Genomic DNA, 14,158 nt, shown 5'->3' on the forward strand with positions numbered 1-14,158 from the left:
ATAGGTCTTCATCATTTCAACAAGCAGACGGAGTAGTCAGTCTTTTTTATGATCCATATTTATTCAAAATAATAACCGGTGATGAAAGGCATATTTAACCATTCCCGCCGTTGAGTTGACCTTCAGTTTTGACAGAATATTCTTTTTATGGGTCTCAACGGTGCGCGGACTGATAAATAATTCATCACCAATTTCCTTGTAGGTTAATCCCCCGCAAAACAATTTCAGGATCGAAATTTCCCGTTTTGTCAGGATTTGTCCGTTTTTTCGGGAAGAATGGGGCGGCTTGTTCTCCCTGACTGAATCTTTTATCATCCGCTCGGTATCGGAACGGAAATACGACCTGCCGTCACAAACAATCCGGGTCAGACTAACCAATTCTGCCGGACTATCGTCTTCGAAAACAAAGCCTTTTACGCCCAAATTCAGATAATCGATAAAATAGTCGGCATATTCGGGGCTGGCAATCAGGATCACCGGTATTTGGGGAAATTTTTCCCTGATTCGACCCAGGGATTCAATCCCGGCATCCTGATCATGAAGGATATTAAGAATGAAAACATCGGCCACCGGTTCTTCCGGCAAAAGCATAAACTCGTTGATGTATCCGGCGAAATCCAGTAACTCAAACTCCCCAACTTCCTTTAAGATTGAAATCAATCCTGAACGAAATAAATTACTCTGATCCAGTATCGCAACCTTGTACATAACCTTCATATCTGCTCGTTTTAATTATTACTGCAAAAAACATCCTGCTCCCTGATGTCGATGCTTTTAATAATTTTAATCAAGATAATAAGACCTATAACTATTTTTTATCTGTATGCAAGTTAATTCTTCTCATCAATTGCAGTCAATAGGTAATTCCCCCCATGCGGAACAGCAGAAAAGAGACCGGCAACTCAACATACAGAAATTATAGTTATCACTCAGCTATTCCTGAATTCGTAAAATAATCCGGCGCCGAACTGATTCCTTCTGCCGGCATAAACTGGTCATCGACGGCTCGTTTCATTGGCCGGATGAAAAAGAAAAAACGACTTTTTGCCTTCGATTCCGTCAAGCTTATTAATTTTGAAGCGGACTAATAGACATGGTATGATCACGGAAAAATTTCCTTCCAGGTTATTGGAGAATGCGGTGAACGAGTTTTCAAAACTCCCGGGTATCGGAAGAAAAACAGCCCTTCGATTGGTTTTACACCTACTAAAACAGGACCGGGATGAGGTGGAATTTTTCGGCAACAGCATCATCCAGGCCCGAACAGAAATCAAGCATTGCAAAACCTGTCATAATATTTCCGATACCGACACGTGTAATATCTGCAGCCAGTCCGGCCGGATACCGGAAATCATTTGCGTGGTGGAAAATATCCGCGATGTGATGGCCATCGAAAACACCCGTCAGTTTAACGGTCTGTATCATGTACTGGGGGGGATTATTTCACCAATGGATGGAATCGGCCCTGCCGACCTGGAGATCAACTCACTGATTGACCGGGTGAAAGACGGTTTGGTTTCCGAAGTAATCCTGGCGCTGAGCACCACGATGGAAGGCGATACGACAAACTTTTACATCTATAAAAAGCTGAAAGATTACCGGATTAAAATTTCAACCCTGGCACGCGGCGTATCTGTTGGCGACGAACTGGAATACGCCGATGAACTGACACTCGGCCGTTCCATAAAAAACAGGCTCGATTTTGAAAGTTCCCTGGCTCAATAGTTCCTTTGTGAAAGTAATCCGGCTACCAATCTGGTTTATCCAAAAAAATATCGCATTTTGTACCTGCAAAGAATCGCATTCAGAACAAACATACTGAGCTTATGGTCAACCCATTTTTAAGTTACGGGCAAATCAAATTCAGGCCGTTGGAGCCGGAAGACCTCGAATTTTTATATATCTGGGAAAACGACACGGCCATCTGGAAAGTCAGCAACACGCTGGTCCCCTTCTCTCGCTACATCCTGAAACAATACATCCAGGAGTCACACCGCGATCTGTTTGAAACCAGGCAGCTTCGGCTGATCATTGAAAATTTGTCCGGAAAGCCGGTCGGGGCCATCGATTTGTTTGATTTTGAACCGCTTCACCGTCGCGCCGGACTCGGCATCCTGATTTACGACGAAGCAGACCGCCGTCAGGGCCTGGCTTCAGACAGCCTTCAGCTAATGATTAACTACGCCAAAGATACGCTGAACTTACACCAGCTTTATGCCCATATCGGCGCCGACAACCCGGCAAGTATCCATCTTTTTGAAAAAGCAGGCTTCCGGCTGACCGGTACCAAAAAGGACTGGCTAAAAACGCCGGATGGATGGCTGGATGAATTGATTTGGCAGAAAATACTGTAATTGCGACATTTGGAAATTTGCCGCTCATTCCGCTAAATCAAGTCCGTGAAGGCAGGTATTTCTTTTAAAAATGAGTAGTTTTTCGCTGCAAAGTCAACCCGGCAACAGTAATGATCGAGTCCATTCGAAACGATCAGGTAAGGCACCTGAAAGGTCATGTTATACCGGGCAACCTGGTCGAACGTATTCTGTGTAATCTTAACGGAGGGGGCTTTAAACTCCACCACCAGCAAAGGTTGCCCGGCCCGGTTGTAAACAAGCAAATCGGCCCGAAACTGATTCTGATTGATTTTTAATCCACTCTCAATGACCATGAGCTGAGCCGGGAAAGCTTTCTCGTTAATCAGGAAGCGAATAAAATTCTGCCTCACCCACTCTTCCGGGGTCAATACCAGAAATTTTTTCCTGATCTCATCGAAAATCCGGATTTTACCCGCCTCCGTTTTTGTCCGAAACGAATATAATGGTAAATTTAGTTTCGTGAACATCTTATGCCATTGCAAAGTTGTATTTTTGTGAATTTCGATTTTACAGCCGTCACCGGGAAATTCCGGCTAAGGCATTCCAAAAATGCAAAAAAATTACATCATTCAATATGAAAACCAAGAAAGAGATTGTAGACAACTGGCTTCCCCGCTATACGGGACAGAAACTGGAGAATTTTGGCGACTATATCATACTGACCAATTTTCAGCTTTACGTGGAAATGTTTGCAGAACGATTCAAGGTGCCGATTATTGGTGAAGACAAAAATATGCCCAATGCCACCGCCGAGGGAATGACCATCATCAATTTTGGCATGGGAAGCCCCAACGCCGCCACAATCATGGATTTACTAAGCTCCATTATGCCAAAAGCAGTTTTGTTTCTTGGAAAATGCGGCGGATTGAAAAAGAAAAATAAACTCGGCGACCTGATTTTGCCCATCGCGGCCATCCGAAGCGACGGTACCTCCAACGATTACCTTCCACCCGAGATACCTGCCCTTCCGGCGTTTAACCTGCAACGGGCGGTTTCAACCGCCATTCGCGAAAATAAAATGGACTACTGGACCGGTGTTGTGTACACCACCAATAAACGGGTTTGGGAATACGACGACCGGTTTAAAAAATACCTGTATAAAACCCGGGCCATGGCCATTGATATGGAAACAGCCACCATTTTTACTGTTGGTTTTGCCAATCAGATTCCAACAGGCGCATTACTGCTCGTATCTGACCAGCCGATGATTTCAACCGGAATTAAAACAGAGGTCAGCGACAAAAAAGTAACGTCGAATTTCGTAGAATTGCACCTGAAGGTTGGTATTGACGCCCTGATTGAAATCAAAACAAACGGCCGGTCAGTCAAACACCTGAAATTTTAAACCCGTTTAAGACGAAATATGAATTACGAAGATATTCTTGCCAACCTGCGCAATAAAATATACCACCCGGTTTACCTGTTAATGGGAGAAGAAAGTTACTTTATTGACCAGATCTCGGATTACATTGCCAACCACGTGCTTACCGAAGCCGAAAAAGGCTTCAACCAGCACATCCTGTACGGAAAAGACCTGGAGGTGGATACGATTATCACCTATGCCCGCCGGTTTCCGATGATGTCCAATCATCAGGTCGTCATCATCCGCGAGGCCCAGAACCTTAAAAAAATCGAGGATCTGGAGCCCTATGTCAACAATCCCCTGAATTCGACCATCCTGGTGATCAATTACAAATATAAAACCATTGACAAACGGAAGACCTTTGCCAAACTCATTGATAAAAAAGGGGTGTTGTTTGAGTCGAAAAAAATATACGACAACCAGTTGCCTGCCTGGATCAACAGCTACCTGTCGGCCCAAAAATACAGCATTGAACCCCAGGCGTCGGCCATGCTGGCCGAGTACCTGGGAACCGACCTGAGCAAGGTGGCCAACGAACTGAACAAGCTCATCATCAGCCTGCCGGAAAACAGCCGGATAACGCCTGATCACATTGAAAAAAATATTGGCATCAGTAAAGACTTTAATATTTTCGAGTTGCAAAATGCCCTGGCCGATCGGAATGTATTAAAAACAAACCAAATCATTAATTATTTTGCCGCCAATCCCAACTCAAACCCGTTTACCCGAACCGTTGCCAGTTTGTTTTTTTATTTCATGAAAATACTGACTTACCACTTTCTCGAAGATAAATCTCAGAACGCGGTAGCCTCGTCGCTGCAAATCAGTCCGTACTTTGTGAGAAACTATGTTGCCGCGGCAAAGCAATACCCCATTAAAAAAGTCGTTGAAATTATATCAATTCTCCGGGAATACGACCTGAAATCGAAGGGGATGGGAAACGTATCGAGCAGTGCGGAAGAGTTACAAAAAGAAATGATTTACCGAATTTTACACTAATATCATGACGATTATTCTCATTTTAATTACCAGCCTTGTATCCATTGCAGCTTTTAACCGTCACGACCTGATGGATAAACTCCAGTTTAATGCCAGCAAAATCTATCACCGGAAAGAATATCACCGGCTGATCACCCACGGTTTTGTGCACGCCAACTGGGAACACCTGATCGTGAACATGATTGTGCTTTTCTCGTTTGGCCGGGCCATTGAGTTGTATTTTCAATACGGTTTCGGGCGGATGGCCAACGCCTGGTATCTGCTTCTTTATTTCGGAGGGATGATTGTTTCGAACGCTTATGCCATCATTAAGCACCGGAACAACTACTATTACAATGCTGTTGGCGCATCCGGCGCCGTTTCGGCCGTTTTATTTGCCGCCATTTTTTTTGATCCCTGGAACAAAATTTACTTTTTTGGCCTGCTGCCGGTTCCGGGAATCCTGTTTGCGGTCTTATACCTGGCCTATTCGTATTACATGAGCCGGAAACAAAACGACAACATTGCACACGATGCCCATTTTCTTGGGGCGCTTTACGGATTTATATTGCCGGTGCTTCTTAACCCGCAGTACCTGGAGCGTTTCCTCGACAAGCTTTTCCGGTTAATCTGAATGTAATTGTTTTGCCTGCAGGCATCCGGTTAATTGTTGTCAACCATAACGTTCATCATAAAAATAAACGGCAAAACCGCCATGATGAGTTCGCCATTTCTGCTGATCGATGGTCAGTTTTTCAAAAACGACCAACTGTTTCCGGGCGCCGAAGCGCCCGATCATCTGCTTTTTTCAGATTCTGTCCGGACCATCCGCAATCAGTTTATGTTTTGGGACGAGCACCTGGATTTAATTAATCGCCAGTCGGAGCTGTTCAGGCTGTCCCCTCCCCTGTTTTTATCCAACAAGGGGAAAGAGCTGAAAAGACAACTGGAACGCATGCTGGTCAAAAACAAACTTTTTAAAAGCGCCCGGATCGATTTGTTTTTCTTTCGAAAGAAGCAGCAGTGGTCTTATTGGGCACGGACAAGCGAAATTGAAGCCACCGACTACGAGCTCAACCGGGAAGGGATCAGCCTGGCCTGTTCCGGCCAGCCGGCCAAAGCTATCTCTCCGCTGTCGGCTTTACCTATCGGTTCCGAACTTTACTGGAAAATTTTACGCTCCGCTGCCCTCCCAAACACCGAATTGATCCTTTGCAACACCAATCAAACAATTGTTGAAGCGGCTGAAAGGAATATTTTTATGGTATCCGGAAATACTGTCAGCACACCATCGGCAGCGACCGGGGTTTACCTGAACCCGGCGCGAACCCTTATCCGGCAGCTGTGCGACGGCGAAGGGTTGGTTTTTCATGAAGCCGATCAGCTGACCACCGACGACCTGCTGCATGCCGACGAGATTTTTCTGGCCGGCGATGTCCAGGGAATCGAATGGGTGAAGGCATTCGAACAAAAACGCTACTTCAACAAAACAATCAGAAGAATAAATGACGCTTTTAACCGGGAATTAATTCAGTGACGGATTTTCGGGAAAATTTTCCCACATGGAGTATTTTCCGCCCAATTCACGTACGATCTGTACCCACATTTGGTTTTTCGGCGAATTGTCCATCACCGTATCTTGTTCGATTTCTGAGACCAACCAGGTATTTTCTTTCAATTCTTCTTCCAGTTGACCGCTGTCCCAACCGGAATATCCCAGAAAAAAACGTACCTGATCCGGTTTTACCAGGCCAAGGTTAATGAGCTTTTTTAACTCGTCAAAGTCTCCTCCCCAGTATAAATCGTCTTTCACGTGAATACTTCCGGGGATAAGTTCGCCCAGTGAATGAATAAAGTAAACCGAATCGGTGCTTACCGGTCCTCCGATAAATATATCAGATTGAAAATCAGGAAAATCGCCAATGATTTCATTGATCGGATAATCAACTTTTTTATTTAAAATAAAACCAACTGCCCCCTTATCGCTATAAGCCACCAGCAATACGACCGAGCGGTTAAAATAGCTTCCCGGAAGAAAAGGTTCCGCAATCAGGATGCGGCCTTTACCCGGCAAAACATAATTGGTTTCAATTTTAAATATGTTGATATTCAAGTTCATCTTTTGATTAAATTCAAGATCAATTTAAAAAATTTCAACTATTAATCAAATAATATGGAACAATTAAAATGAGAATAAAGTTGAACGGCCGCCGGCAAACCGGCCAACCGAACTAAGAATCAGGCGAAAAGAATGATCTGAGGATTAATCTTCCACTACAATATAAACGTCTTCGTTTTCCTTTTTCATCAGGAATTGTTCGCGTGCAAATTTTTCGAGGTTTTTCTGGCTGGTTTTAAGCTCCTGAATTTTACGCTGATCAGATTCGATTTTTTCCTTTAAGAAATCTTTTTGCTCTTCGAGCTGCACTAATTTGTGTTTATTGCGAAAATGGTCAAGCAGATTGTATTCGTCGAAAAAGAAAAGCCACAACAGGAACAACAACAAGGTAATCCCGTACTTGTTGCGGATGATTTTCCCGACCGATGCCCAAACATGATTCATACCACTTGCCTTTCGGACAAAAATACCGTTTCTGCGGTCAAAAAAAAAGGAGATGAAAAAAATCATCCCCTTTTTGCGCGATATTTTTGTTTCAACTTACTCCTGGTCGGGCAAAAAACCGGGATACGTGTATGCAAGCGGCGCAACAAAGGTTTCTTTTATCGTACGAATTGAAACCCAACGGAGCATATTAAACACCGAACCGGCTTTGTCGTTGGTGCCTGAACCCCGTGCACCGCCAAAAGGCTGTTGTCCGACAACGGCGCCGGTTGGTTTATCGTTGATGTAGAAGTTACCGGCCGAATTTTCGAGCCGTTTCGTTATTTTTTCAATGTTGTACCTGTTTTGTGAGAAAACAGCGCCGGTTAAGGCGTACAGGGAGGTTTTGTCGAGCAGACCCAGTGTTTCATCCATTTTTTCATCCTCATACACGTACACCGTGAGTACCGGCCCGAACAATTCTTCCGTCATCGTGATGTAATCCGGCCGTTTTGCCAGAATAACTGTGGGCTGAATGTAATAACCAACCGATTTATCGCAGGTTCCGCCAAAAATGACTTCGGCATCCTGATCTGTTTTGGCCCGTTCAATAAAACCGGCCAGTTTATCGAAAGAAGCCTCATCGATAACGGCGTTCACAAAATTGGTAAAGTCTTCGGGCGGGCCCATTTTCACGGTAGCCAGTTCCCGGCCAAGCCGCTGACGGACATCATCCCACAAGCTTTCGGGAATATAGGCCCGCGAAGCTGCCGAACATTTTTGCCCCTGGTATTCGAAAGCGCCGCGAACCATCGCGATCGTCAGGGCCTGCGGGTCGGCGGTATGATCGGCAAAGATGAAGTCTTTTCCCCCGGTTTCGCCAACAATGCGCGGGTATGACCGGTATTTGCGGATATTTTCGCCGATCGTCTTCCAGATTTCCTGAAAAACGCCGGTAGATCCGGTAAAATGAATCCCGGCAAATTCGGGATGTTCGAAAACGATATCGGCAGCCACCGGCCCGGAAACATAAATCAGGTTAATCACGCCATCGGGCAAACCGGCTTCACGAAAAATGTCCATGATCACGGCAGCTGAATAAATAGCCGTTTTTGATGGTTTCCAAACTACGACATTGCCCATCATCGCGGGCGCCGCAGGCAGGTTACCGGCTATCGAAGTAAAGTTGAAGGGGGTCAGGGCGAAAATGAACCCTTCCAAGGGACGAAACTCGTTGTAGTTCCATTGTCCCGGTGCAGATTCGGGCTGCATTTTATAAATATCAGTCATGCACTTCACTCCAAATCGAAAAAAATCGGCCAGCTCACAGGCGGCGTCTATTTCAGCCTGAAAAGCGTTTTTTGACTGTCCCAGCATGGTTGCCGCATTAATCCGGTCGCGGTATGGGCCGGCCAGCAGATCGGCTGCTTTCAGGAAAATAGCCGCACGGTGTTGCCAGGCCAAATTGGCCCAGCTGGCTTTGGCTTCCAGCGCCGCATCAATCGCCACCTGCACATGCGAAGCGTCTCCCTGGGAATAATACCCAAGCGTATGGCTGATTTCGTGCGGCGGATGGATCCTTATCCGGCGATCTGTTGTAACATCCTTCCCTCCTATAATCATGGGTATCTCCACTTCCACCGACCTCAGCTCTTCCAGTTTCGCCTGCAGGCTGATTCTTTCGGGCGAACCCGGCGCATAGCTTTTTACCGGCTCATTTTTAGCGACGGGTACATTAAAAATTCCTTTGGGCATAATCGTCTTTTTATAGCGTTAAAATTGTATTCTACAAGGCTTTCACCCCTATTTCACAAAACTATGTATTCCGGCAAACTTAATCCCTAATAAAAATCAGCTTTCGAAAAATGCAACTTCCGGCGGCGTACAAAAAATAATTACCACACAAAAATTACTATATTTAGTCCTTGATTTAATTTGATAAGCAGGTTCATGCCAAATTCTATAATTAACTTTATCATCCGGCCATTTCGTTTTGATTCGAAAGATGAAAAGCGGAAAGTGATCGTCCTGCATTTTATCATGATGGCAGGTTTGATTTTTAGCGTTGTTGATTTTATACGGGCAATACAGGAAACATCGGGGTATTCCTGTATCCCCGGCGATGTTTCACTCGCGGGGATATTCATTGTTGGGCTTTATTGCCTGCGAAATGCAAGGCCGCGCTGTACCGTCAACACGTTTTTTCTGTTTCCGTTCCCGGCTTATTTCTTTTTCATCGCCAAGTCGTATGCCGTTATGCCCATCCACCTGACCACCCAGTACACCTTGTGGACAATGCTGGCAGGAATGTTATTACTCCTTTTTTTTGATCAAAACAGGGTCAGGTTGTCTGTCTACTTCGGCATCGGCTTACTGACTCTGACGTATCACCTTTCCGAAGCCGGGATGCTGACCAACCTGGCATCGGTTATTTGGAACGGAAGCGAATTTACCATCAATCCGTACCTTGTTCTGACAATTGTTTTTATCATTTGCTTCCTCCTGTCCTGGAATTTTGAAGTAAACCTCCGCGAGCTAAAAGTGAAGACCGAAGAAACCGAACAACGGAATTCGCGCTTCTTCCGGTTATTTCAGCAAGGCTTGCTCGAACTCGAAATTAACCGCGATGAAATGAACAATCCGGTGAGCTTGCAGGTCATTAAAGTCAACCAGGCCTTTGAAAGCTTGTTTAAAGTCAGCGCCCGGGAACTACGGGACATCGAAGCAGACATCATTTTCCCCAAGGTATTCAGAAACTCATTCGACTGGAACAACTTTTTTCTGCACGCTAAAAAGCAAAAAGCCGAATTGCACATCGAACATCTGGACAAATGGGTTGAACTGTTTGTCGTCGCTGCCGAAAAAGACAAGATAACCTGTATCTTTTACGACATTACCAAAAAACAACACAGTATTCTGAGCTTAAGGGAGAGCCGCAAACGGTATAAAGTGTTGCTGGAAGCCATTCCCGACCTGTTTTTCATTATTGACAAAGACGGAATCTATGTTGATATTGTGATTAAGGAATCCGAATTCATTCAGATACAGGCCGATGACATTGTTGGCAACTCCATTTTCGAGGTTGGTTTCTCGGAAAAGATGTCGCGGAAAATTTTCCAGTGTATTCAGGATGCCATCCGTTTTGATTCCATCGAAACAATTGAATACGCGCTGGAGGCTGAAAAAGGGACTGCCATGTTCGAGATGCGTATTGCCCGACTCGACGACAACTCGGTTATTTCCATCGCGCGCGACATTACCAAACGGAAAGTTGCCGAAATCAGGCTCGAAGAGGCCAGGGAAAAAGCGGAGGAAGCCGATCAGTTAAAATCTGCTTTTCTGGCCAATATTTCCCATGAAATCAGGACGCCGATGAACGCGATCATTGGATTCTCACGCATGCTTGGTTCGACTGATTTCGACATGGAAGAAAAAAACCGTTTTCTGGACATCATTATCGGAAACGGAAAAGTTCTGATGGAAATGATTGACGACATGATCAGTATTTCAAAAATTGAAAGCAAACAGGTTGTTGCCAAAAAAGGATACTGCAAAATAAACGACCTGATGGTCGAACTTTACCGGGAATACAGCATGGAAGTTAGCAACAAACCCATCCGGCTTAAACTGAGCAACGAAAATGCCAATCCTAAATTTGGTTTTACAACCGACACCTTTCTGTTAACCGAAATTTTAAAAAAACTGCTTGACAATGCCATCAAATTCACGCCCTCGGGCGAGGTGGAGTTCGGTTACCAGATGAACGGCAAAACGCAGATCATGCTTTTTGTCAGGGACACCGGCATCGGGATTGAACCGACCCATATCAGCCGGATTTTTGAACGGTTTCACCAAATCGACAATAAACCTACAAGAAAATACGAGGGTACAGGCCTTGGTCTGGCCATTGCCCAGCATTACACCATGTTAATCGGAGGAAAAATTGAAGTGGAATCGGAGGTGGACAAAGGCTCCCGTTTTTATTTCAGCATTCCTTTTGAAGACGGTGAAACGACCCTGAAAATTATCCGCTAATTCCGGGAATTCAGAATTTGATACCCGATCAGCTCATCGTACCGGCCCGAAATTCCCCGGTAATAAACCAAAATCTGGTACTCGTTGTCGGTTTCATAAAAACTTCCCTCCAGCACGGTGTCATCAGCTATCGAAGCGCCTTCGGGAACATACACATACTGATAATTGTAGTAACCCTGTTTCAGCAGCAACGACAGTTCGTACACCGATCGTTCGTAATTCCAGGTCATTTCATTGCTTTTATTCGCATTCCAGTCGGTCAGCGCACCAAATACATTCACGGTGCCCCCCAGCAGTTGAGCCTCCAGATCAAGGGTAAAGTGTACAAAAACATAATCACATCCCGTATCATAATCCTCAATCCGGTCCTGACATTCAATCACAAAATTTCCGTTCATCTCCCGATACCCGAAAAAGTTTTTATTGGCCCTTACTTCGTCCGGGTCTAAAGTGAGATGATAGTACGGGTGAAAAAAATCAACAGCCCTGACATTTTCGCCGGGGAAACGATAAGTCCGGGCATCAAAATAACGGTATTCATTTCCTCCCCGGAACACATTTTCCTGGTTGTAGTTATAATCCAGTTCGCGGTTTCTCACAAACAAGGGTTTCAGGTTGGTAACGGCATTATCCCAACGCCTGTTTTGCATCACCACCACCCGGATTTCCTCCCTGGGGTTGGCGATCGCCATCCGTTCATGGCCGATTGTAAAGTCAACCTCCTGGTTTTCGCCCTTAAACGGGTCGAAGGTCGCCCGTTTTACCAGGCCGGTTACATTAAGCTTTTGGTCCAGCAGATGAAACCGGCGCGTCAGCACTACTTTTTCCTGGTCCATATCTTCATAAACAACCAGCACATAATTTCCCGAGAATTTAATCCCGACACGCTCATTGGGGATCCGCAACTGATAGTTAATATACTGCACCGTTGTGTTAAAACTTAGCGCATAATCGTCCAGCGGATTTTCAACAAAACCGTCCAGGTACTCATCCTGAGAAACAAACGATTCATTCCAGTCGGCATCGCAATGAATGATCGTATAATAGTAATTTCTGGTCCGGGCCGAAAGGTCGTCAAATTTCAGCAACAGTTGCTCTCCGGTTCCCAGCGAAATTACCGGGTGACTCAGTTCGGCGCCCTCGCGAAATAACTGAACAGACTTGATCTCTTCTTTAAAGACAGCATTCTGATAATAAAACCGGGTTTCGCTGCCCGAAAATGAATTTAATGATAAAATAACGAACCAAGCTGACAGCAAAATTGGAAAAATAGGCTTCATTTTCGTTACGATTTGATTGATTTCAGATCATTTTTTTACCAGTTTGAGCCGAAACATTCGTCCTGCATCCGGGATGAACTTTTCAACTAACGTTTACACGTATTTAAATATTTTAAACCTTCCAAGTTTATCGAATAATGATTGTAAAAGTTTCTAATAATATGTACTTTTGCCTGCCAAAAATAACAAATACAACAAGGGATTACAATGTCAAAGCATTTTAAATTAAAGCGCGGATTGGATATTCGGTTGAAAGGAAATGCGGAAGGTACACTGGTGGAAGCACCGACTCCCAAAACCGTAGCCCTTAAGCCAACCGATTTTCCAGGTTTAACTCCGAAACTAAGTGTAAAAGCTGATGCCCAGGTAAAAGCTGGCGATGCCCTGTTTTTCGACAAATACCATCCTGAAATTTTATTTACATCCCCGGTAAGCGGAACCGTAAAATCGGTCATCCGGGGAGAACGCCGTAAAATTCTGGAAGTGATTGTTGAAGCTGACGGCAAGAACGAATGTCGGCCTTTTACACAAGCCGACCCACTCAAATTATCCCGTGAAGAAATTTGCGGACAGTTGTTACAAAGCGGCATTTGGCCATTTTTACGGCAACGGCCATACGGAACAACTGCCAAACCGACCGACACCCCCAAGCATATCTTCATCTCGGGCTTCGATTCGGGCCCTTTGGCCGCTGATTACGATTTTATTTTCAAAAACGAACAATCGGCCCTCCAAACAGGAATCAATGCCCTCAGTAAACTTACGGAAGGGTCTGTTTTTCTGAGCTTGTCGCCCAAACAAAATGACGGAGTTTTCGCTTCGTTGAAACAGACAGACGTCCATACATTCGAAGGCCCTCACCCGGCCGGGAATGTGGGGATTCAGATCCACCATATTTCTCCGCTCAATAAAGGAGAGGTTGTGTGGACCATCAGCGCCCAGGCCGTTGTTTTCATCGGCCGTTTATTCGACAGCGGGGAAACCGATTTCTCGAAGATCATTGCATTGACCGGATCGGAAGTAAAAGAGCCTAAATACTACAAGGTAATCCACGGCACCGAATTGAGTGAATTGCTCAAAAACAAAACAAAACAGGAAGGCCACGAACGTATCATTAGCGGGAATGTGCTGACCGGAACAAAAGTGACTTCGGATGACTACCTGGGCTATTTCGACCAGCAGATAACCGTCATTCCTGAAGGTGACGAATACGAATTTATGGGTTGGGCCCTTCCCGGAGTTGATAAATTTACAGCCAGCAAAGCATTCTTCTCGCGTCTGTTCCCGAAAAAAGACTATACACTGAATGCCAACATGCACGGCGGTGAACGCGCTTTTGTGCTGACCGGACAATACGAAAAATTCCTTCCGATGGACATTTTACCGGTTTTCCTGCTCAAAGCGATCCTGGCAAATGATATTGACAAGATGGAGCAACTCGGTATTTATGAATTGATTGAAGAAGACCTTGCACTTTGCGAATACGCCTGTACCTCAAAAATAAAAGTTCAGGATATTCTGCGCGAAGGCATTAACGTCATGGTAAAAGAATTGGGATAAACGAACGATTGCTTTAAAACAAGAT

The 14,158-nt window shown here is 45.0% G+C and carries 14 protein-coding genes; 8 read left to right on the top strand and 6 right to left on the bottom strand.

Annotated features, from left to right (window positions below; translation table 11 throughout):
• Positions 1 to 63: 63 nt before the first annotated feature.
• Positions 64 to 717, bottom strand: coding sequence for a LuxR C-terminal-related transcriptional regulator (locus tag ACOIT5_RS02430; RefSeq protein ID WP_423128875.1), 654 nt, complete (start codon positions 715 to 717; stop codon positions 64 to 66).
• A 381-nt stretch (positions 718 to 1,098) separates the two neighbouring features.
• Here ACOIT5_RS02430 and recR point away from each other — a divergent pair, with 381 nt between their 5' ends.
• Both recR and ACOIT5_RS02440 read left to right on the top strand, forming a co-directional pair.
• Positions 1,099 to 1,725 (top strand): recombination mediator RecR, encoded by a 627-nt coding sequence (recR, locus tag ACOIT5_RS02435; RefSeq protein WP_423128876.1) that lies wholly within the window; start codon positions 1,099 to 1,101, stop codon positions 1,723 to 1,725.
• Between the two features lie 101 nt (positions 1,726 to 1,826).
• Positions 1,827 to 2,354, top strand: coding sequence for a GNAT family N-acetyltransferase (locus tag ACOIT5_RS02440; RefSeq protein WP_423128877.1), 528 nt, complete (start codon positions 1,827 to 1,829; stop codon positions 2,352 to 2,354).
• A 32-nt stretch (positions 2,355 to 2,386) separates the two neighbouring features.
• Here ACOIT5_RS02440 and ACOIT5_RS02445 read toward each other — a convergent pair whose 3' ends face one another.
• Positions 2,387 to 2,842 carry a type I restriction enzyme HsdR N-terminal domain-containing protein gene (locus ACOIT5_RS02445; RefSeq protein ID WP_423128878.1) on the bottom strand — a complete coding sequence of 152 codons (456 nt, stop codon included), beginning with the start codon at positions 2,840 to 2,842 and terminating at the stop codon, positions 2,387 to 2,389.
• Between the two features lie 107 nt (positions 2,843 to 2,949).
• On the opposite strand from ACOIT5_RS02445, the gene ACOIT5_RS02450 reads away from it, so the two are divergent.
• The 4 genes from ACOIT5_RS02450 to ACOIT5_RS02465 all read left to right on the top strand — a co-directional run bounded on the left by ACOIT5_RS02450 (position 2,950) and on the right by ACOIT5_RS02465 (position 6,253).
• The gene (locus ACOIT5_RS02450) at positions 2,950 to 3,720 is read left to right on the top strand and encodes an AMP nucleosidase (RefSeq protein ID WP_423128879.1); all 771 of its coding nucleotides are present in this window, start codon (positions 2,950 to 2,952) and stop codon (positions 3,718 to 3,720) included.
• Positions 3,721 to 3,738: 18 nt separating this feature from the next.
• Positions 3,739 to 4,737: a DNA polymerase III subunit delta gene (gene holA, locus ACOIT5_RS02455; RefSeq protein ID WP_423128880.1), complete on the top strand. Its 999-nt coding sequence runs from the start codon at positions 3,739 to 3,741 to the stop codon at positions 4,735 to 4,737.
• A gap of 4 nt (positions 4,738 to 4,741) precedes the next feature.
• Entirely contained in the window at positions 4,742 to 5,350 is a 609-nt protein-coding gene (locus ACOIT5_RS02460; protein WP_423128881.1) for a rhomboid family intramembrane serine protease, read from the top strand.
• A gap of 81 nt (positions 5,351 to 5,431) precedes the next feature.
• A complete protein-coding gene (locus ACOIT5_RS02465; protein ID WP_423128882.1) occupies positions 5,432 to 6,253 on the top strand; it encodes an aminotransferase class IV in 822 nt (273 codons plus the stop codon).
• Here ACOIT5_RS02465 and ACOIT5_RS02470 read toward each other — a convergent pair.
• The 3 genes from ACOIT5_RS02470 to pruA form a co-directional block, all read right to left on the bottom strand.
• Positions 6,242 to 6,835, bottom strand: a complete 594-nt coding sequence (locus ACOIT5_RS02470) for a YqgE/AlgH family protein (protein ID WP_423128883.1) — start codon at positions 6,833 to 6,835, stop codon at positions 6,242 to 6,244. The two genes, ACOIT5_RS02465 and ACOIT5_RS02470, sit on opposite strands and share 12 nt — an antisense overlap.
• A 144-nt stretch (positions 6,836 to 6,979) precedes the next feature.
• Positions 6,980 to 7,279 carry an FtsB family cell division protein gene (locus ACOIT5_RS02475; protein WP_423128884.1) on the bottom strand — a complete coding sequence of 100 codons (300 nt, stop codon included), beginning with the start codon at positions 7,277 to 7,279 and terminating at the stop codon, positions 6,980 to 6,982.
• Positions 7,280 to 7,375: 96 nt separating this feature from the next.
• The gene (pruA, locus tag ACOIT5_RS02480; RefSeq protein WP_423128885.1) at positions 7,376 to 9,013 is read right to left on the bottom strand and encodes an L-glutamate gamma-semialdehyde dehydrogenase; all 1,638 of its coding nucleotides are present in this window, start codon (positions 9,011 to 9,013) and stop codon (positions 7,376 to 7,378) included.
• Positions 9,014 to 9,208: 195 nt separating this feature from the next.
• On the opposite strand from pruA, the gene ACOIT5_RS02485 reads away from it, so the two are divergent.
• A complete protein-coding gene (locus ACOIT5_RS02485) occupies positions 9,209 to 11,293 on the top strand; it encodes a sensor histidine kinase (RefSeq protein WP_423128886.1) in 2,085 nt (694 codons plus the stop codon).
• Here the strand turns inward: ACOIT5_RS02485 and ACOIT5_RS02490 are convergent.
• On the bottom strand, positions 11,290 to 12,573 hold the full coding sequence (locus tag ACOIT5_RS02490) for a DUF5103 domain-containing protein (protein WP_423128887.1): 1,284 nt from the start codon (positions 12,571 to 12,573) through the stop codon (positions 11,290 to 11,292). The genes ACOIT5_RS02485 and ACOIT5_RS02490 overlap by 4 nt on opposite strands.
• A gap of 207 nt (positions 12,574 to 12,780) precedes the next feature.
• Here ACOIT5_RS02490 and ACOIT5_RS02495 point away from each other — a divergent pair, with 207 nt between their 5' ends.
• Positions 12,781 to 14,133, top strand: coding sequence for a Na(+)-translocating NADH-quinone reductase subunit A (locus tag ACOIT5_RS02495; RefSeq protein ID WP_423128888.1), 1,353 nt, complete (start codon positions 12,781 to 12,783; stop codon positions 14,131 to 14,133).
• Positions 14,134 to 14,158 lie beyond the last annotated feature (25 nt).

Origin of the sequence: Gaoshiqia hydrogeniformans (assembly GCF_049347105.1) — a bacterium.
Classification (GTDB): domain Bacteria; phylum Bacteroidota; class Bacteroidia; order Bacteroidales; family Prolixibacteraceae; genus Gaoshiqia; species Gaoshiqia hydrogeniformans.